General features: G+C 60.8%; 18 protein-coding genes. 13 read left to right on the top strand and 5 right to left on the bottom strand.

Annotation, left to right across the window (positions count from 1 at the left end; all coding sequences use genetic code 11):
- The 13 genes from FHP91_RS06495 to FHP91_RS06435 all read left to right on the top strand — a co-directional run bounded on the left by FHP91_RS06495 (position 1) and on the right by FHP91_RS06435 (position 14,357).
- Complete coding sequence (locus FHP91_RS06495) at positions 1-615, top strand: energy-coupling factor transporter transmembrane component T (protein WP_144308817.1); 615 nt, start codon at positions 1-3, stop codon at positions 613-615.
- On the top strand, positions 615-1,445 hold the full coding sequence (gene truA, locus FHP91_RS06490) for a tRNA pseudouridine(38-40) synthase TruA (protein ID WP_186301463.1): 831 nt from the start codon (positions 615-617) through the stop codon (positions 1,443-1,445). The genes FHP91_RS06495 and truA overlap by 1 nt, the downstream gene beginning before the upstream one ends.
- Complete coding sequence (locus tag FHP91_RS06485; RefSeq protein WP_144308815.1) at positions 1,412-2,035, top strand: phosphoribosylanthranilate isomerase; 624 nt, start codon at positions 1,412-1,414, stop codon at positions 2,033-2,035. The genes truA and FHP91_RS06485 overlap by 34 nt, the downstream gene beginning before the upstream one ends.
- Entirely contained in the window at positions 2,022-3,233 is a 1,212-nt protein-coding gene (gene trpB / locus FHP91_RS06480) for a tryptophan synthase subunit beta (protein ID WP_144308814.1), read from the top strand. The genes FHP91_RS06485 and trpB overlap by 14 nt, the downstream gene beginning before the upstream one ends.
- Before the next feature lie 39 nt (positions 3,234-3,272).
- A complete protein-coding gene (gene trpA / locus FHP91_RS06475) occupies positions 3,273-4,088 on the top strand; it encodes a tryptophan synthase subunit alpha (RefSeq protein WP_144308813.1) in 816 nt (271 codons plus the stop codon).
- A complete protein-coding gene (gene accD, locus FHP91_RS06470) occupies positions 4,085-4,954 on the top strand; it encodes an acetyl-CoA carboxylase, carboxyltransferase subunit beta (protein WP_144172930.1) in 870 nt (289 codons plus the stop codon). The genes trpA and accD overlap by 4 nt, the downstream gene beginning before the upstream one ends.
- Positions 4,947-6,227 carry a bifunctional tetrahydrofolate synthase/dihydrofolate synthase gene (gene folC, locus FHP91_RS06465; RefSeq protein ID WP_144308812.1) on the top strand — a complete coding sequence of 427 codons (1,281 nt, stop codon included), beginning with the start codon at positions 4,947-4,949 and terminating at the stop codon, positions 6,225-6,227. Before accD ends, folC begins: the two co-directional genes overlap by 8 nt.
- Positions 6,228-6,234: 7 nt before the next feature.
- Entirely contained in the window at positions 6,235-6,918 is a 684-nt protein-coding gene (locus tag FHP91_RS06460; protein WP_144308811.1) for an SPOR domain-containing protein, read from the top strand.
- Positions 6,919-6,934: 16 nt separating this feature from the next.
- Positions 6,935-7,426, top strand: a complete 492-nt coding sequence (locus FHP91_RS06455) for a CvpA family protein (RefSeq protein WP_144172936.1) — start codon at positions 6,935-6,937, stop codon at positions 7,424-7,426.
- 8 nt (positions 7,427-7,434) lie between these two features.
- On the top strand, positions 7,435-8,973 hold the full coding sequence (purF, locus tag FHP91_RS06450) for an amidophosphoribosyltransferase (RefSeq protein ID WP_144308810.1): 1,539 nt from the start codon (positions 7,435-7,437) through the stop codon (positions 8,971-8,973).
- 13 nt (positions 8,974-8,986) lie between these two features.
- On the top strand, positions 8,987-10,168 hold the full coding sequence (locus FHP91_RS06445) for an O-succinylhomoserine sulfhydrylase (protein ID WP_144308809.1): 1,182 nt from the start codon (positions 8,987-8,989) through the stop codon (positions 10,166-10,168).
- A 384-nt stretch (positions 10,169-10,552) separates the two neighbouring features.
- Positions 10,553-13,858 (top strand): HzsA-related protein, encoded by a 3,306-nt coding sequence (locus FHP91_RS06440; protein ID WP_144308808.1) that lies wholly within the window; start codon positions 10,553-10,555, stop codon positions 13,856-13,858.
- On the top strand, positions 13,836-14,357 hold the full coding sequence (locus FHP91_RS06435; protein ID WP_144308807.1) for a hypothetical protein: 522 nt from the start codon (positions 13,836-13,838) through the stop codon (positions 14,355-14,357). Before FHP91_RS06440 ends, FHP91_RS06435 begins: the two co-directional genes overlap by 23 nt.
- A gap of 40 nt (positions 14,358-14,397) precedes the next feature.
- Here the strand turns inward: FHP91_RS06435 and FHP91_RS06430 are convergent, their stop codons facing one another.
- From FHP91_RS06430 to FHP91_RS06410, 5 genes are all read right to left on the bottom strand, one after another.
- Positions 14,398-15,153 carry a UDP-2,3-diacylglucosamine diphosphatase gene (locus tag FHP91_RS06430; protein WP_246116237.1) on the bottom strand — a complete coding sequence of 252 codons (756 nt, stop codon included), beginning with the start codon at positions 15,151-15,153 and terminating at the stop codon, positions 14,398-14,400.
- Positions 15,150-15,644, bottom strand: coding sequence for a peptidylprolyl isomerase (locus FHP91_RS06425; RefSeq protein ID WP_144308806.1), 495 nt, complete (start codon positions 15,642-15,644; stop codon positions 15,150-15,152). Before FHP91_RS06425 ends, FHP91_RS06430 begins: the two co-directional genes overlap by 4 nt.
- 28 nt (positions 15,645-15,672) lie before the next feature.
- Positions 15,673-16,233, bottom strand: a complete 561-nt coding sequence (locus tag FHP91_RS06420; RefSeq protein WP_144308805.1) for a peptidylprolyl isomerase — start codon at positions 16,231-16,233, stop codon at positions 15,673-15,675.
- Positions 16,234-16,307: 74 nt separating this feature from the next.
- The gene (locus FHP91_RS06415) at positions 16,308-17,489 is read right to left on the bottom strand and encodes a L,D-transpeptidase family protein (RefSeq protein ID WP_144308804.1); all 1,182 of its coding nucleotides are present in this window, start codon (positions 17,487-17,489) and stop codon (positions 16,308-16,310) included.
- Positions 17,486-18,673, bottom strand: a complete 1,188-nt coding sequence (locus tag FHP91_RS06410) for a nuclear transport factor 2 family protein (protein ID WP_144308803.1) — start codon at positions 18,671-18,673, stop codon at positions 17,486-17,488. Before FHP91_RS06410 ends, FHP91_RS06415 begins: the two co-directional genes overlap by 4 nt.
- Positions 18,674-18,863 lie beyond the last annotated feature (190 nt).

The following is an 18,863-nucleotide window of genomic DNA, read 5'->3' as shown; positions in this document are numbered from 1 at the left end:
GTGCTGGCTGACGTGATGGTCTTGCATCCGGCGGCGATGCTCACCCTTTGGGCGGGCGTCGCCGTTTTCGTTCAGACCTTGCCGGCCCCGACGCTGTGGTTCGCGGCCTTAGGTGTGTTGGCGGTCGCGTTGTGGGTGAATCGTCTGCGGACGATAAAGCTGATTCGCCGCATCCGCATTTTGCTGGTGATGATTGCGCTGATGTTCGCCTTCGCGACGCCCGGGACAGCCGTATTCGCCGATGGGGCCTCGTGGAGTCCGACTTACGATGGGTTGCGGCTCGGTGCAACACATGCGGCACGGCTGCTGGCCATGGTGTCGCTGGTGTCCATTTTGTTGTCGAAGATGCCGGTGGCTCATCTTGTTCTTGCCTTGCATGTGCTGGCGTCGGCACTGCGGCCTTTGGGCGTGAGCCCGGAGCGCGCCGCCGTGCGCTTGAGTCTGGTGCTGGCCGAGCTTGATGGTCCGCGCATGCGGTGGCGCGACTGGCTTGAAACAGTGGAGGCGCCCGCAACACAAGGCGCGCTGAGGCTTGAGGCCTTGCCTTGGCGTGTGCAAGATCACGGTGCTGTTGCCCTTGTCTTTTTTGCTGGCCTTGTTTGGTGGTGGGTTTGATGCGTACCGTATTGAGTGTCGAATACGCTGGCGAATCCTTTGAAGGTTGGCAGACGCAGCCGCATGGCAGGACGGTTCAGGATGCACTCGAACTGGCACTGGCGCGGATCGCCGATGCGCCTGTACCGACAGTGTGTGCCGGCCGCACGGATACGGGGGTTCACGCCACGACGCAGATTGTCCATTTCGATGCCCCGGTGGCACGACCCCTCAGCGCGTGGGTAAGGGGCGCCAACAGCCATTTGCCGGATGGCGTGTCGGTACGATGGGCGCAAGGGGTCTCCGATGATTTTCATGCGCGTTTCAGCGCCACGGCCCGTCACTATCGCTACGTGCTGTTCAACGGCCCTGTACGCCCGGCCTTGTTGCATGCTCGCGTGGGCTGGTTCCATCGCCCGCTGGATGCAAACGCAATGGCAAAAGCGGCGCTGGCCCTGGTTGGCGAGCACGATTTCACCGCCTTCCGTGCTGCGAGCTGCCAGGCGCATTCGCCGGTGCGTACCATACGATACGCCCGGGTTCAGCGCCATGGTGAGTATGTTGTTTTCGATTTTTGCGCCGACGCTTTCCTGCACCACATGATCCGAAATCTGGTGGGTGCCCTGGTGTATGTCGGCAAGGGGGCTCAGCCCGTTGACTGGCTGGCGGTGCTATTGTGCGGACGCGATCGCACGCTCGCGGCGCCGACTTTCTCGGCGTCGGGCTTGTATCTGTGTGGTGTCGAGTATCCGGATCAATGGTCCTTGCCGGGGCAGGGGCGTATCATTTGCACTCCGCAACTTGCCCTGCCTGAATCGTGCATCGAACCCGAATCAAAATTTGTGGACTGACCCGCACACAAGACGTTGACGCGGCTGTCGCGTCGGGCGCCGATGCTGTGGGTTTTGTTTTTTATCCCCCCAGTCCGCGTAATGTGACGATCGAGCAGGCGGCGGGCTTGATGGCGCGGGTGCCGCCTTTCGTGACCATCGTGGCCTTGTTCGTCAACGCGGACTCGGCCTGGGTCCGCGAGGCGCTGGCGCGGTTGCCGATCCAGCTGCTGCAGTTTCACGGCGATGAAACCGAGGCGGACTGCCTGCAGTACGGCCGCCCCTACATTCGTGCCGCGCGGATGCGGGCGGGGGTCGATCTGGTAGAATACGCAGCTGGTTTTCCGTCTGCGCGTGGCCTGTTGCTGGACGCCTTTGTCGAAGGGTATGGCGGCGGCGGAAAGGTGTTTGATTGGTCCTTGATCCCCCCGGGTTTTGATCGGCCCCTGATTCTGTCGGGCGGCTTGTCGGCGGACAACGTTATCGATGCCGTGCGGCGCGTTCGCCCATGGGCGGTGGACGTGTCCAGCGGTGTTGAAGCGGACAAGGGAATCAAGGATGCCGAGGCGATCGCCCGGTTTATTTCCGGAGTTAAAGATGCAGATGGCTGACACGCCGTATCAGATGCCCGACGCGCAAGGCCATTTTGGGCCGTATGGTGGCGTGTTTGTGGCCGAGACACTGATCCCCGCCCTGGACAGTCTTCGTGAGGCCTATGCTGCCTGCCAGAAGGATCCGGCCTTCATGGAGGAGTATCGCTACGAGTTGCGCCACTTTGTTGGCCGACCGAGCCCGATCTACCTTGCTCGGCGTTGGTCCGAATTGCTGGGCGGCGCACAGATCTACCTCAAGCGCGAAGATCTCAACCACACTGGCGCGCACAAGGTGAACAATTGCATCGGTCAGGCGCTGTTGGCCCGTCATATGGGCAAGCCGCGCGTGATTGCTGAAACCGGTGCGGGTCAGCATGGCGTGGCGACGGCTACTGTCGCGGCCCGTTACGGGCTGGAGTGTGTGGTGTACATGGGTTCTGAAGACATCCGCCGGCAAGCCGCAAACGTCTATCGCATGAAATTGCTGGGCGCCAGCGTTGTCCCGGTTGAGTCGGGCTCGCGCACGCTCAAGGATGCCCTGAACGAAGCCATGCGCGACTGGGTGACCAACATCCATGACACGTTCTACATTATTGGCACGGTGGCCGGCCCGCACCCCTATCCGCAGATGGTGCGTGATTTCCAGAAGGTCATCGGTGAAGAATGCCTGACTCAGATGCCGGAGATGACCGGGCGTCAGCCTGACGCTGTCATTGCGTGCGTCGGCGGTGGATCCAATGCAATGGGTATTTTCTACCCCTATATTCCGCATGCGGATGTGCGATTGATTGGTGTTGAGGCCGCCGGTGATGGTCTCGATTCCGGGCGGCATGCGGCCTCCTTGAGTGCCGGGCGTCCTGGGGTGCTGCACGGCAACCGCACCTATCTGCTGCAGAACGAAGACGGCCAGATCATCGAAACGCATTCGATCTCTGCTGGCCTGGACTATCCGGGGGTGGGGCCCGAGCACGCCTGGCTTAAAGATTGCAATCGCGCCGAGTATGTTGGGGTGACTGACGCCGAAGCATTGCAGGCGTTTCACGATTTGTGCCGCTACGAAGGTATTATCCCGGCCCTCGAGTCCTCGCATGCCCTAGCATACGCTGCAAAGCTTGCGCCGACGCTGGGCAAGGACAAGGTGCTGCTGGTGAATTTGTCCGGACGTGGCGACAAAGACATGCATACGGTGGCCGAAAAGTCCGGCATTCAGTTCTGATTTTTGGTCGGGTGCAGTCAGCCCGGCGCGTAGGTGTTTATGTCACGAATTCAATCTTGTTTTCAACAGTTGCGTGCGGCCGGTCGGTGCGGGCTGATTCCTTTTATCACCGCGGGCGACCCGTCGCCCGAGGCATCCTTGCCGCTGATGCATGCGCTGGTCGATGGCGGCGCCGATATCATCGAACTGGGCGTACCGTTTTCAGACCCGATGGCCGATGGCCCAACCATTCAGCGCGCCTCCGAGCGGGCGCTCGCCGCAGGCATGTCCTTGCGCAAAGTGCTTGCACTGGTCGAGGCGTTTCGCAAGACCAACACCACCACGCCGGTGGTGCTCATGGGCTACGCCAACCCCATTGAAGCCATGGGGGCCGAAACCTTCGTTGCTGCGGCGGCTGCCGTGGGCGTCGATGGCGTGCTGGTGGTGGACTACCCGCCGCAGGAGTGCGTGGCTTTCGCCGACATCGCCAAGGGCGCCGGGATTGATCCCATCTTTCTGTTGGCGCCCACTTCGCTCGAGTCGCGATTTGACGATGTGGCGAAGGCCGGTAGCGGCTATATCTACTATGTCTCCCTGAAAGGGGTGACCGGCTCAGCCAAACTGGATCTCGACGAGGTCGCCCAGCGTATTCCGTTGATTCGCGAGCGTGTCGGCATGCCGGTAGGCGTTGGCTTCGGCATTCGTGACGCCGAAACGGCCAAGGCGGTCGGCGCCGTGGCTGACGCGGTTGTGATTGGCAGCCGGATTATCGAAGAAATTGAACACGCTGGCCCCGACGCCGCGGTCGCGCGCGTGACGGCTTTTCTGCGCTCGATTCGCGAGGCGCTAGACAGTCTTGGAGAACCCCGCTTATGAGTTGGCTTCAGAAACTGCTGCCCCCGAAAATCAAGCGTGATGACAGCGCCGCCCGCAAGTCGATTCCCGAGGGTTTGTGGAGCAAGTGTCCGGCCTGCGAAGCGGTGCTGTACCGCTCCGATCTGGAAAGCAACCACAGCGTTTGCCCCAAGTGCAGCCATCATCAGCGCATTCGTGCGCGCGAACGCCTGAATCTGCTGCTCGATCCCGAAGGCCGGTTCGAGATCGGCGCCGACGTGACGCCGATGGACTTGCTCAAGTTCAAGGATTCGAAACGTTACCCTGATCGGCTCAAGGCCGCTGCACGTGAGACGGGCGAGCAGGACGCGATGGTTGTCCTGCAAGGTGCCATTTTGAGCGTGCCGGTGGTGGTGGCCTGCTTTGAATTCGACTTCCTTGGCGGCTCGATGGGCTCGGTGGTGGGCGAGCGCTTCGTGCGAGGTGTCCACGCAGCCATCGAACAGCGCGTGCCGTTTATCTGCATCACCGCCACGGGCGGGGCGCGCATGCAGGAAGGGCTGTTTTCGCTCATGCAGATGGCCAAGACCACGGCGGCCATCAATCAACTGGCCGTACGCAAGCTGCCCTTCATTTCGATTCTGACCGATCCGACGATGGGCGGGGTATCTGCGAGTTTCGCCTTTATGGGCGACGTGGTCGTTGCCGAGCCGAATGCGCTCATTGGCTTTGCCGGCCCGCGGGTGATCGAACAAACGGTGCGCGAGAAACTGCCCGAGGGCTTCCAGCGCGCCGAATTCCTGCTCGAAAAAGGCGCCATCGACATGATCGTCGATCGTCGTGAAATGCGTCGCCGCCTTGCCGATCTGATGACTCTTTTGACACGCCAGCCCGCCACGAATGCCTGATTCCGTTTTGCCCGGTGATCTCGCCGGATGGTTGGCCCTGATCGAAGCCCGACACGGCCAACGTATTGAGCTTGGCCTTGAGCGAGTTGCCGCTGTGCGCGACGCCATGGGGCTGTCTTCTGACGCGGTTGTCATCACCGTTGCCGGCACCAATGGCAAGGGTTCGAGCTGTGCAATGCTCGAAGCGATCTGCCTGGCCTCCGGCTATCGGGTCGGGCTGTACACCTCGCCTCATCTGATGCGCTATAACGAGCGGGTTCGTATCAACGGATTCGATACCGACGATGCCACGCTCGCCGCTGCGTTCGCACAGGTTGAGCAGGCCCGCGGCGACATCTACCTGACCTATTTCGAGCATGGCACGCTGGCCGCCTGGGCTTGTTTCGCCGATGCCGCGCTGGATGTGATCATCCTTGAGGTCGGATTGGGCGGCCGGCTGGACGCGACCAACGTGTTCGACTCGGATTGCGCCATCGTTACCAGTATCGCCATGGATCACATGGAATACCTCGGTGATACCCTCGAAGCGATCGGGCGCGAGAAGGCCGGTGTTTTCCGCCCCGGGCGCCCCGCGATCTGCGCAGACCCGCAACCACCCACGACAATCGAAGCCGTCGCCGCAGAGGTGGGCGCGCAATTGCAGATCAGTGGGCGCGATTTTGGTTTTTCTGGCGATCGCACGCAGTGGAGATTCTGGGGGCCTGGTGTCCGCCGCGGCGGACTGGCCTATCCGGCGCTGCGTGGCGCCAATCAGTTGCTCAATGCCAGCGCGGTCATGGCGGCGCTCGAAGCGATTCGCGACCGCCTGCCTGTGCCGATGCAAGCCATCCGCGAAGGCATGATGCTGGTCGACTTGCCGGGGCGTTTCCAGACCTTGCCGGGGCAGCCCGCCGTCGTGCTGGATGTGGCCCATAATCCGCAGGCGGTCGGCGTGCTGGCCGAGAACCTTGCCAACATGGGTTACTACCCGGAAACCTGGGCGGTAATCGGCATGATGGCCGATAAAGCCGTTGAGGCATCGCTGGCGCGAATCAAACACCGGGTTGATCACTGGCTGCCGGCCAGTTTGCCCGGACCGCGGGGATTGTCCGCCGATGATCTCGCGGCGCGCATGACGGCTGCTGGCATCGACGTGGGTGATCATCGCCATGCGTCGCCCGCCGACGCCTATCGGGCTGCTCGGGCGGCGGCGCAGGACGGTGATAGAATCATCGTCTTTGGTTCTTTCCTTACGGTGGCCGACGCATTGGTCGCCATTCGCGCTGAACGCTGAGCTTGCCATGGCGACCGACGACGCCCAGACCGATCTGAAAAAGCGCGCCCGCCGCCGCCTGGTAGGTGCCGCTGCGCTGGCGCTGCTTGCCATCATCATTTTGCCGATGGTGATGGATCCAGCGCCCAAGCCCCTGGGTGAGGATATTCAGGTGCGCATTCCCAGCCAGGATGGCGAAAATTTCGCGCAACGAAAGATCGAGTTGCCGTCGCCACCCGCGATGTCGCCAATGGCGGCGCCTGCCGATGCGCCAAAGATCGAGCCGTCGCCTGAACCAGTGGCGGCTGCGCCGGTCAAGCCGGTCGCTGCGGACAAGCCAGAACCGAAGCCTGTCACACAGAAAGCGCCCGAGGACCAGAAGCCGGCGCCGACGACTACGACTACGACTGCGACGACTACGACTGACGAGCGTGCCCGCGTCGAGGCGATTCTGGCCGGAAAATTGCTGAAGCCCGAAGCCCCGGCGACGGGTGAGGCCTTTGTGGTGCAGCTGGGTGCCTACAGCAATGCGGATAGCGCGACGAATCAGGCGAACAAGGTGCGCGAAAGGGGCTTCAAGGTATTTACCCAGAAGGTTGGGACGAGCACGCGCGTGCGTGTGGGGCCGTACGGCAGTCGGGACGCCGCGGAAAAGGCCGCAGATCAATTGGAAAAAGCCGGTTTCAAAGGCGTGGTAATGGCTCGCGGCTGAGTAGCCGGGCACTGTAATGACAGTTTTCGACTATGCGTTTCTGGGTTTGCTCTGCGTCATGGCGATTCTCGGCTTTTGGCGCGGATTGATCAGTGAAGTCCTGGCCCTGGCGGGTTGGATTCTCGGCTTTATTGTGGCGCGCATGTTTGCCGGTCAGGTCGCGTTTTTGTTTGCCGACTGGATCAGCGAGCCCGCGTTTGCTTATCTTGCCGCGTTCGCGTTGATCTTCCTGGCGGTGCTTGTGTTGGTGGCGGTCGTCCGGTATGCCCTGCGCGCGCTGATCCACGCGGTCGGTCTGGGCTTTGTCGATCGAGGATTTGGTGCGCTGTTCGGAACGGCCAAGGCGGTTGCGATTGCGTGCCTGCTGGTAGCTTTTGGGGGTGCGAGCGGACTGTCTCGGGCCCCGTGGTGGGAGGCGGCGATGTTCTCTCCGCTGCTTGAGACAGCCGTGGTTGCGGCGAAACCCTGGATGCCCAATGTGGTGGCGGAACGGGTGAGTTTTCGATAGGTGATGGCATGTGCGGGATTCTAGGGGTTGTCGCTACAACGGCGGTCAATCAGTTGCTTTACGACGGACTGCAGGTGCTGCAGCACCGCGGCCAGGATGCGGCCGGGATCGCGACCACCGAGGGTGGGCGCTTCCTGATGCACAAAGGCTCGGGTCTGGTTCGTGATGTGTTCCGTACGCGCAACATGCGCAACCTTCAGGGCAACTGGGGGATCGGTCATGTGCGCTATCCGACGGCGGGTTCCGCGTATAACCCGGCCGAGGCGCAACCGTTTTATGTGAATTCACCGTTCGGGCTGATGCTCGCTCATAACGGCAATCTCACCAATTCGGAAGAGCTCAAGCGCGAGATGTTTCTCGCTGACCTGCGCCACATCAACACCAACTCCGACTCTGAGGTGCTGCTCAACGTGCTCGCGCACGAGCTGCAGGCTGCCTCCAATGGATGCAAACTGGACGAGAAGGCCATTTTCCAGGCCGTCGCGGCGGTGCATCGTCGTTGTCGCGGCGCGTATGCCGCGGTCGTGATGATTGCCGGGTATGGTCTGCTGGCGTTTCGCGACCCCTACGGGATCCGACCGCTGGTGATTGGTCGCAATGACGCGCCGGCGGGCACAGAGTGGATCGTCTCTTCAGAGAGTGTTGCTGTCGATGCGCTCGGTTTCAAACTGTTGCGCGACGTCGAACCTGGCGAGGCGATCGTCATCGACATGGAAGGCAACTTCCGCAGCCACGCCTGTGCCGAGTCAACGGTACACGCACCGTGCATGTTCGAGTATGTGTACCTGGCACGACCGGATTCACTTATCGATGGCGTGTCGGTGTATGAAGCCCGCCTGAAAATGGGCGAGTATCTGGCAGCCAAGTTTCGACGCACCATGCCGCATGTCGAGGTCGATGTGGTGATTCCCATCCCGGACTCGAGCCGGCCCGCTGCGCTTGAAATGGCCAACCAGATGGGGGTGCCGTATCGCGAGGGTTTCGTCAAGAATCGCTATATCGGTCGGACTTTCATCATGCCTGGTCAGGCGGTACGACGGAAGTCAGTACGCCAGAAGCTCAATACGATCCATCAGGAATTCAAAGGCAAGCGGGTGCTGCTCGTCGATGATTCGATCGTGCGTGGCACCACCAGCCAGGAGATCGTGAGCATGGCCCGCGATGCGGGAGCGACCAAGGTGTATTTCGCCTCGGCGGCGCCTCCGGTGCGTCATGCCAACGTGTATGGCATCGATATGCCCACCCGCGCCGAATTGATCGGCTCAGATCGGGACGAGGCCGAAATTTGTGCAGCCATCGGCGCCGATGGCCTGCTGTATCAGGATCTTGAAGACTTGCGCGCGTCGGTGCGGGCCATCAATCCGTCGCTCCAATACTTCGAAACTTCCTGTTTTGACGGCAAGTATGTGACCGGCGATGTGACCCCGGACTATCTCTTCGGCATTGAGAATCGTCGTAGCTCGCCGCCGGTGACGCTGGAAGACACCGACAGCGAACCGGTCGCCAATCAGCTCGACCTGAATCTGGCGTCGGACAACTCGGACTAGCAAGGACTTTCGCGTGGCAGATCATTCCGGGCTCTCGCTCGATTTCGATACCCTGGCAGTGCGCGCAGGGATAGAGCGCAGCCAGTTCAACGAGCACAGCGAGGCGATGTACCTCACCTCGAGCTTCGTGTTTGACAGCGCAGCGCAAGCGGCGGCACGTTTTTCCGGCGAAGAGCCTGGCAATGTGTACGCGCGCTTCACCAACCCGACGGTCTCAGCCTTGCAGACCCGCCTGGCCGCGCTCGAAGGCGGCGAGGCCTGCGTGGCCACGGCGTCCGGCATGGCGGCCATTCTGTCGACCGTGATGGCCTTGCTCAAGAGCGGCGATCACATCGTTGCCTCGCAGGGATTGTTCGGGTCGACGCAGCAGTTATTTGGGAATGTATTTTCGCGCTTCGGGATCGAAACCACCTTCGTGCCCGCCGCGGACATCGCGGCGTATGATGCGGCGGCGCGTCCGAACACCCGGCTGTTCTTCGTCGAAACCCCGTCCAACCCGCTCACCGAGCTGGTCGATATCGCTGCCGTGGCCGAAGTCGCCCATCGTCACGGTGCATTGCTGGCCGTTGATAACTGTTTCTGTACGCCTGCGCTGCAAAGACCTTTGGCGCTGGGTGCCGACCTGGTCATTCATTCGGCCACCAAGTATCTGGATGGACAGGGCAGGGTACTCGGCGGCGCCGTGGTCGGCGGCGCGACCCTGATCGAAGAAGTCTTCCGCTTCCTGCGCACTGCTGGCCCATGTCTCTCCCCGTTCAACGCTTGGGTCATTCTCAAAGGCCTGGAAACGCTGCGCATCCGCATGGAAGCCCAGAGCGCCAGTGCGCTTGCCCTGGCTCAGTGGCTGGCGGATCAGCCGCAAGTCGAACGGGTCTACTACCCAGGTTTGCCGTCTCATCCGCAACATCAACTGGCATTACGCCAGCAGGGCTCGGGTGGTGCGATCGTCAGTTTTGATGTCGTCGGCGGTCGTGCCGCGGCGTGGCAACTGATTGATGCGACGCGCCTGATATCAATCACGGCCAACCTGGGCGACACCAAGACCACCATCACTCATCCGGCTTCGACCACGCACGGTCGCATTTCGGCGGAAGCGCGCGCGGCAAGCGGGATTGGCGAAGGTCTGATTCGTGTGGCCGTCGGGCTGGAGTCGGTGGCAGATTTACAGGCGGATCTGGCGGGGCTGACTCGCTGACATCGTCGTGATACATCTCGAAAGGCGCTGACGAAAGTCCGCGCCTTTTTATTTTGGAAGTCAGTATGTAAGAGTCTGTAGCAAAGATTCCTGCGGATGACTTTCTTCCGTGGCCGGCTTTGCCTTGCTGCTCACCGGATCGAGCATGGAAGTGTACTTCTGGCGTGTGCTTCAAGCCCATGGCGCCAGCGTTTCACTGTGAGTTTGTATGGCGCAAGATTGGGAAATGCGTCTACTTCTGACGATGAACCGTAACGTCGCGCTGACTGGCTGCGTGCGGTCGCTCCAACTGATCCGGTGTGTCCGCCTCGTCGTCCAGTCACGGTTCTGCCGTGCTCTTGTTGTGTTGCACTGAAGAGCTCGTCGCTGACATGGGGGTTGCACATGCGCTGGATGCTGGCTTTGCTTTTAGTCGCGCTCGCAAGCATTGCTTTGGCTGACGAGGACACGACGACGCCATTGATCTGGGTCGAATTCGATATTGATCGCACGCCTTCGCAGTACCAGGGGGAGGTGTTCGACCACCCGGACGTATGCATCTCGTTACCGGAAGTGAACAATCGGGTGCACAACCAGAAGGCCGCCGGCAATGCACCCAACGGTATCAGCGGCCCTGGCCGCCTCATGCGCCGTGACAAGACCGGGCGGGTGACTGTTCTCTACGACTGTGCCGCTGCCGGGAAGATTTGTATGCCCACGGATCCTCGCCTGTCGTTTGATGGCACGAAAGTGGCGTTCACGCTTTATCACGGTAGTCAGTGGGAACCGGTGTGTGGTTCAAGGAACAGGGTGCTGGCGGGGGTGTCTGGCGCCAGCGTCGCCATTCATGATTTGGTCAGTGGGACCACTACCACTTGGCCCTATAAGCCAGGGCAGCATGACCTGACGCCGGCATTCGTGAATCAGAACGGTCGTTTGCGGGTGACGTTTTCATCGGATCGCGATCGCGAGTACGAGCCATTGTTGCCGCGAATGTCTGTTCAGGGGTATGCAAACCTGCAGACCTATTTTGCCGATCTCGATGGCTCGAATGTCGTCAAGACGGGTTATCACGACATGGCCAGTTTTTACGGTGCGACTCAGATTCGGGATGGCCGATTGATTGGCTCGTGCGCCCAGTGGGGCCATGATCTGGCCTATATCGGCTATGGCCCGGTTTACACCAATTACCCGGGAACCCTTCTGAATCAATGGTGGATATGCGCGACCGATCCTTGGGGCGGCTCTCAGGAGTCGTCGTTCGGTGCGCATTATCGTGGCCGTGCCTTGCACTGGGTCAGCCAGCTCCAGGACGGCAGGCTGGCGGTGGGGGAGTACTACCGAGGCAATAATAATCAGGGAGCTGGCAAGATTTTTCTGTGGTCGCCCAAGCCGTTCACCGTCGAGGGAATCCCGGTTCGTGAAGCGAAGGGCCGCTTCGCTGCGCTCAACCCCCGCGATCTACTTGATGTTGCGAGCTGGGCGAACGGCAACGATGAAAAGGCACATTTCGATTTTTCCAATGCACGCTACAAGGGCAAGATCCGCGATCCGTTCGGGTTGCCTGGTAATGCCTTGGGTTTTGTGTGGTGCCAGGGCATGTGCAACAAGCAGATGGGACTGAAGCCGGATGGCAATGACCGTTTTGTGGAGCAAGGCCCCGACCCCAACCGGCGCCCGGCAAATATCGTCAATCCAGTCGGGATCGAGATCGGTATCTACAAATTGCCAGCGGACAAAATTCCGTCGGACGATTACCTGCGCGACCCGGTGCGTTTGATTGACCGGCCGGGAGTGGCTGAATACGGTGCCATTTACGGCGGGCCGTATATCGACGTGCATGGTCAAGCCACACCCGACAACGTGGCACAGCCGCGCTCAGATGATGGAAAGTGCTATTTGCATATCGCATCCCAGCAGTCTGAGACGAAGGCCTATCCGGTGCTGCATGGCAACTACCGCTGGGGGCATCAGGAGTTGTCGCCCTTGTTTGGCAAGGAACTGGTCGGGGTCAAAGATGCCGATGTGAAATACATCCGGATTACCCAGGTGATTCCGAATACCGAGCGAGTGCGCAATTTCGCCGGGGAAGGTCGGCAGTGGTGGTCGGTGTGGGGGTATCGCGCTGCGATTCTCGGGGACGCGCCGGTCGAGCCGGATGGTTCGGCCAAAATCGAGCTTCCCTGCGATGTGCCTTGGGTCTTGTCTGGATTGAACGCTGACCGCGAGGTCATCCGTCGGGACATGATGCCGCAGTCCTTGCGGCCCGGCACCGTGTTGACCTGTGGTGGGTGCCATCAACACAATGATGTCGATGCCACGCCGGACTTCTCCGAAAGCCTGGCCGCGAAACGCTCGCCGACGCGTCTTCTTGCTTTAATGCGTCAGCCGGAATACAACGCGGACATTGTGCCGATTCTCAACCGTCGTTGCGCGAGCTGTCACAGCGGACGGGCGCCGGCGGGCGGGATCGACTTCGGTAATCACACCGCGCCTCAAGGCGTGCGCACGTGGATGATGATCCTGAAAGATTACAAACAGGAGACCAATCCAAGGCCGGTGCAGGTGCATGAGCGCGCTGAAGGTTATTCAGAAAAGGCGGTCTACTGGCTCGATAGGCCACATGTTTCATGGCTCGTGAATGGCAACTATGCTGCTGGCTCGGCGCTGTACTGGTATTTCAAGGGGCGTCGGGCCGACTATCAGACGAACGATGCCTATCTTAAGGACATCGATTACAACAATGGCCACCCCGATGTGAAGGTCACTGCGGCGGAGTTGGCGACGGTGCGCGACTGGATCGATAGTGGCGCGTTCTTTGATCCACGGGTCCGACCCGAGGCCTTTCGTGGTGATGGGCCTGTCTCAAACACGTCAGTCTCGCGGGCCGGGGTGACGAGTAGCGCAGGTCAGGGTGGCGGCGGTGGGGCGGTGGTGCGACTGCAACCGGCGGGCTATCTCACGGCACCGGATCACCCTGCCCAAACTGGCGGTGGGCCTGCCGGACGCTGGGCATGGTTTCCAGGCGTTTGGGATATTGCATCGGAGCACTACTTCGATCCGCATGGTGTCGACTTTCAGTGGGCGTATTCGCGAACCGATCCGGTACCTGTGCGGATGCGACTGTTTGTGCACTTGCACGGATCGTCAGCGGGTAGTGGTGCCGGCATGCACCAGGCGTTTTCTCCGCCACAGCCACGGCTGGGGCAGATCGAATTGCGCAATCAGGATGCCGAAGCCCACGACGGTCGGTGGCGGGAATGGTGGGCCTATGGGGCCGATGGCGCGCCCTATCCGGGGCGCCGTCTGGCCGGATCGATCGAATATCTGGTCGCACGCTATCCGCAGATCGATACCGAACGGCAAGGAATCATACTCAAGGGCGGCTCAATGGGCGGTGGCGGGGCGGTCATACAGAGCATGATTCTTCCGGCGCCGTGGCGCCAGCGGATTGCCTATGTGACAGGAGCCATCGGTGTGATCATGCCGCGCCGAATCGCCCAGCGTAACCCCGGGCAATATGGCACCCTGCCGCCCGACCGGGGGCACAAAGATGGTGTGGGAGCGTATCGACTTCGCCCTTCAGGCGGCCAGCGATCCGATAGTACGCGGCATTCATTATCGCCACGCCTTTTCAAGCAACGATGGATTCAGCGCCGGACCGGATGGAAATACCCAATTGGAGTTCGTGAACCTGATCGAACAGCATAGGATCGGCGGAGCGTTTTCATGGGGGCGCGATGGGCACAACGCGGCAGAGAAGGGCGTTCGACTGCCGAATCTCTCTGCTTTCGAGAGCCCGGACCAGGACGTGACGCTGGATCGGGCGCATTCGGCGTTTACCCACTCGAGCGGAAACTATCCGCTGTTGGCAACGGATCGTGTTGACGAAGAGCGCTTCCCGCGCGGTCACTACAACATGGGCTTGTTGTGGGACCACGCGCGGATTGTCGATACGCCGTCGCGTCTCGTTTTTCCGCTTCGTTATGTACAACGCCAGGAGATTGGCGGAGGAATCCCCGATCAGCCGCGGCGTGTGACGCCGCGTCGGCCGGCGCAATTCCAGCTGCGCGATGGCGAACAGATTCGATGGACATGGGATAAGGGGGTGTTGTCGGGGCGTGCCGAGGTTGAGGGCGATACGGTGACGGTGACGGATGTTCCGTTGGTCTCGGGGGTGCCGTACAAGTTGCTGGAATTCTACAAGTAGTAGCTATCTGGCTGGTTTGTCGGTGATGGTTACCATGAGGTCAGATGAACAGTTCTTTTCGGGTCAGGGCGCCGTCCGTCCAGGCAAGGTAGGGTGCGGTTCCGTGCCAGTCTGAGAGCACCCAGCGCTCGCACGGCCGGCCATTGACGGAATGAATATGGGTGGCCGGGCGGTGGGTGTGTCCGTGGATCATCAGGTCGCATTCGGCGCTCTGGAAGGCTGAAACAACGGCGGATTCGTTGATATCCATGATGTCGGCCGTTTTTTGCTGCTTGCCAGCTTCGCTTTGCGCGCGGATGCTTTCGATAATGGCTCGGCGCTCGTCGAGCGGGCGGGCGAGAAATGTGGCTTGCCAGCCGGGGTTTCGGACTTGTTGTCGGAAGACTTGGTAGGCGTGGTCATCGGTGCACAGGACGTCGCCGTGCAAGAGAATTGCCGGGCGAGCACTCAGGGATAGCGTGACGGGCTCTGTGGCCAGCGTGATGCCGGTGGCGGTGCAGAAATCGGTCCCGATCAGGAAGTCACGGTTGCCTGCGACAAAGATGATCTCGGTGCCGGCCTTAGTCAGTTCGGCGAGGAGATCGGCAATGTGGCGGTGATACGGGGCGGCGAGATCGTCGTCGCCGGCCCAGTACTCGAAGAGATCGCCGAGGATGTACAGCGTTTTTGCCTGGCGGGCAGGCCCCGCCACGAAGGCCTCAAAGGCGCGGGTCGTGGCGGCCTCGGCCGCACACAGGTGCAGATCGGCAATGAAGAGAACCGGTCCTTCCACCTGTGTGTTCATGGGCGCGATCAAATGATCTCGGCGCGCTCGATGATGACGTCTTCGGTCGGCACGTCCTGGTGGAAGCCGGATGAGCCGGTCTTGACCGCGCGGATAGCGTCAACCGTCTCCAGGCCTTCGGTCACACGGCCGAAGACACAGTAGCCCCAGCCCTGCGGCGACGGGGAGCGGTGGTTCAGGAAGTCGTTGTCGGACACGTTGATGAAGAACTGGGCGGAGGCCGAGTGCGGGTCTTGGGTGCGCGCCATGGCAATCGTGCCTTTGTCGTTCTTCAGGCCGTTGTCGGCTTCGTTCTTGACCGGGTCGTTGGTCGGCTTCTGCTTCATGCCGGGCTCGAATCCGCCGCCCTGAATCATGAAGCCGTCGATCACACGGTGAAAAATGGTGTTGTTGTAGTGGCCGGCCTCGACATAGGCCAGGAAGTTCTTGACCGTCTCGGGTGCTTTTTCAGCGTCGAGTTCGAGGGTGATGGTGCCGTGGTTGGTGTGCAGTTTGACTGCCATGTGATGCTCCTTGCGTGTTCGGGTGAAATTATTTGGCGCTGGTGATTTCACGGGCGCTGCGAATGGTGATGTCCTCCGTGGGGACATCGCGATGACCGCCAGCGATGCCGGTCGGTGCGGCGCCAATGGCTTTGACCACGTCCATGCCTTCCACGACTTTGCCGAATACGGCGTAACCCCAACCATCAAACGAGGGGTAGTCGAGTTTGCTGTTGTCGACGAGGTTGATGAAAAACTGAGCGCTGGCCGAGTGCGGATCGCTGGTGCGTGCCATGGCGATGCTGCCGGGGACGTTGCTGAGGCCGTTCTTGGCTTCGTTCTTGATGGGCTCGCGGGTGCTCTTCTGCTTCATGCCGGGCTCAAAGCCGCCGCCCTGAATCATGAAACCGGGAATGACGCGGTGAAAGATCACGCCATTGTAGAAGCCGTCATTGACGTACTTGAGAAAATTCTGGGTTGTCACCGGTGCCGCCTTGTCATCGAGTTCGATGACGATCTGGCCTTTGTTGGTTTCGAGTGCGACCTTGGGGCCAGCGTAGGCGGCGCCTGTGGACAATGCAAAGCTCAGCGCGAGCAACAGTGCTTTCATGGTGTTTACCTGTGTCGGTTTTGGGGTGAGCGGGGTGGTGTGCCCCGGTACGTCAATTGCGAGAGATCAGCGAATCAGGCGTTGCCTTCATAGGCAATTCGCCACTGGCCGTCTTCCTTGATCCAGTATTGCTTCTTGCGCCGCTGGTCGTCGTGGTTGTTGCTTTCATAACGCTGATCGAAGCTTACTTCGACCAATTCGTCCTTGCCGGGGCTGCGCAGCATGCTGATGCGATCCAGTCCGACTTTGATCCAGGTCTTGCCGCCGGCTACTTTGCTTTTGTGCTTCGACCAACTGGCCAGATCGGTGCTGCCGCTCTTGAAGTTTCTGGCGTAGTGCTTGAGATAGCGGGCAACATCCCGGCTCTCCCAGTCTTTGCGCCAGGATTCGATGGCCGCATTGAGCGAACCGCGCTCTGCCTGCCAATCGTCCATCGACAGCCATTCGATCTGGTTGCTGATGATGACCGGTGTCAGCCCGACCTGAACATAATTGGACAGGGTGTTGAAGTCCTGATTGGCGAGCACCACGCAGCCCTCTGAAGCGCGCGGTGGGCGAGCATAGGTGTCTTGCGGCACGCCATGCAGCCAGATGCCGTAGCCGGTGCGGCCGACCCGTTTGTCCCACTCGTTGGGGTAGTTGATCGGGAAGGCGCCGTCGCCGTAGAGGTCGGGGAGCTTGCTGCGATCAATTTGGGAGATGACGTGATAGACGCCCACCGGCGTCTTGTTGTCGCCTTCGCGGATTTTTTCAGCGCCGGCCTTGCCGTGACTGGCATAGAAGTCGGCCACGAAACGCGGTGTACCGTTCTCGTTCTTGTAGACGTAGAGTCGGGCGCGGCGGGTATCGACCACCACTGCGTACTTCTGCTCAGCGCCCATTTGCAGCAAGTAGCGTGGTACGTAATGCGTCTGTGGTTTGTCACGGTAGGCGCTCAGCCGGGCCAGCGCTTCGTCACGCAGATCGTTGATCGCGCCACTGTTGCTGCCGGTGTTGCCGAAACCTTTGAGTGCGCCCCCGCGCGCGAGCAGGAGATCGCCTTTGATCAGGTGAGCCAGCCGGAAATTCGGATATACCTTGATGATGGCCTCGGTCTGCGCGAGTGCCTCGTCAAGACGCTTTGATTCAATGGCTTGAAACACCCGCAGCAGATCGGCATCCGGACCGCTGTCCGACAGTGTTGCCGCGGATACGCCAAGTGCGACCGTTGCGAGCGCCCCGATGACACCGAGGCGGAGGGTACTGAATACGTTCATTGGAGACCAATCAATTCCTGCTGAATGCGCCACCGGCCATCTTGCTGAACAAAGACCAGTGTTTTGTTGGTGGAGCCGCTAAAGCCCGATGAATCATAGTGTTGGCGGAATGTGGCTTTGGCCGTTTGGCCCTTGATCGTGACGTCGATATTTTCGAGCACGATTGAAATCTCACCGGGTTTGTCACCCACGCGCGCCTGACGTTCATTTTCCCACTGCGATCGGCTTCGGCCGCCTGGTACGCGGAAGTCTTTGGCGTAGTGCGACAGGTAGGCCTTGACGTCTTTGCGTGCCCAGTCGCGTGCCCAGCCGCTGAGTGCTTCGCGGACTGGATTGGTGGCGTCGACTTTGGCCGGCGCCTTGATGGGCGCGGTCGGTGTGGCTACGGCGACTGGCGCCGGAGGTGTTGGTGCGGCAGCGACTGGCGCGGGGGTCGGGGCAGGCGAAGCAACGGGGGCGGGGGTCGGGGCAGGCGTCGGAGTGGCCACGGCGACTGGCGCCGCTGGTGTTGGTGCGGCAGCGACTGGCGCGGGTGTCGGGGCAGGTGCCGGTATGACCACCACGGGTGGCGGCAAGGGCGTCTGTGCGGGCTTGGCAACGGCGACCGGTGCGACGGGCTTGGCTGGTGCTGGGTCGGCCTGAGCCATGACCACTGGCGGTGTGCGCCCGCCCGAAGCGGTCATGAGCTCGCGAATCAAGGCCAGTTTGGATTGCGCGACGGTATTGCTGGAGTCGAGCTGCAAGGCCTTATCGTAGGCCTGGCTGGCCATGCGGGCGTAGACATCGCCGAGGTTTTCGTGTGCCGTGGCGTAGCTCGGATGCGTGCGAATCGCCATTTCGAGCGCCGCCTTGGCTTTGTCGAAGGATTTTTGCTGGGCGTAGAGTACGGCCAGATTGTTGTACGGCTCGGGCAGCTCCGGATAGTCCTCGGTCAGCTTGCGGAATACACCGATCGCCTCTTCGACCTTGTTCAGTTCGGTGAGAGCGACGGCTTTCAGGAAGCGGGTCTGAGGATCCGTCGGATTGCTGGTCAAATCGACGTCAGCAACACGGATTGCTTCAGGGAATTGGCCACGCGCGACCAGGGCCTGGATTTCCTGAACAGACGCGACGGCGCTCTGCCCGAAAGCGAGGAACAGCGCAGCGGATGCGGCGTGCAGGACGGAGGAGTCGCGTTTTTTCATTGTGATATACTTCGGCACCAAATTTGCCGCCGTTGATAGCTCGAAAAACAACGGGGCATTCTACCAATAAACATCAGTCGAGTCTCACCCGGGGCGCTTTGCCGGTTGCCGACTTGCCGCCGAAAAAGGCGGGTTCCCCTTGTGGGGCCCGCCTTTTTTGCGATTGGCGTGGGCGTTGGTACGTAGGCCC

The organism is Denitromonas halophila (assembly GCF_007625155.1).
Classification (GTDB): Bacteria; Pseudomonadota; Gammaproteobacteria; order Burkholderiales; family Rhodocyclaceae; genus Nitrogeniibacter; species Nitrogeniibacter halophilus.
The sequence above is the reverse complement of the archived record's forward strand: the minus strand, read 5'-3'. Positions and strand labels throughout refer to the sequence as shown.

Excerpts from the sequence above, each read along its gene's own strand:
- trpB (WP_144308814.1), top strand. The coding sequence starts at position 2,022 with ATGCAGATGGCTGACACGCCGTATCAGATGCCCGACGCGCAAGGCCAT.
- accD (WP_144172930.1), top strand. The coding sequence starts at position 4,085 with ATGAGTTGGCTTCAGAAACTGCTGCCCCCGAAAATCAAGCGTGATGAC.
- FHP91_RS06415 (WP_144308804.1), bottom strand. The coding sequence starts at position 17,489 with ATGAACGTATTCAGTACCCTCCGCCTCGGTGTCATCGGGGCGCTCGCA.
- FHP91_RS06410 (WP_144308803.1), bottom strand. The coding sequence starts at position 18,673 with ATGAAAAAACGCGACTCCTCCGTCCTGCACGCCGCATCCGCTGCGCTG.
- truA (WP_186301463.1), top strand. The coding sequence starts at position 615 with ATGCGTACCGTATTGAGTGTCGAATACGCTGGCGAATCCTTTGAAGGT.
- folC (WP_144308812.1), top strand. The coding sequence starts at position 4,947 with ATGCCTGATTCCGTTTTGCCCGGTGATCTCGCCGGATGGTTGGCCCTG.
- purF (WP_144308810.1), top strand. The coding sequence starts at position 7,435 with ATGTGCGGGATTCTAGGGGTTGTCGCTACAACGGCGGTCAATCAGTTG.
- FHP91_RS06440 (WP_144308808.1), top strand. The coding sequence starts at position 10,553 with ATGCGCTGGATGCTGGCTTTGCTTTTAGTCGCGCTCGCAAGCATTGCT.
- trpA (WP_144308813.1), top strand. The coding sequence starts at position 3,273 with ATGTCACGAATTCAATCTTGTTTTCAACAGTTGCGTGCGGCCGGTCGG.
- FHP91_RS06420 (WP_144308805.1), bottom strand. The coding sequence starts at position 16,233 with ATGAAAGCACTGTTGCTCGCGCTGAGCTTTGCATTGTCCACAGGCGCC.
- FHP91_RS06460 (WP_144308811.1), top strand. The coding sequence starts at position 6,235 with ATGGCGACCGACGACGCCCAGACCGATCTGAAAAAGCGCGCCCGCCGC.
- FHP91_RS06455 (WP_144172936.1), top strand. The coding sequence starts at position 6,935 with ATGACAGTTTTCGACTATGCGTTTCTGGGTTTGCTCTGCGTCATGGCG.
- FHP91_RS06425 (WP_144308806.1), bottom strand. The coding sequence starts at position 15,644 with ATGGCAGTCAAACTGCACACCAACCACGGCACCATCACCCTCGAACTC.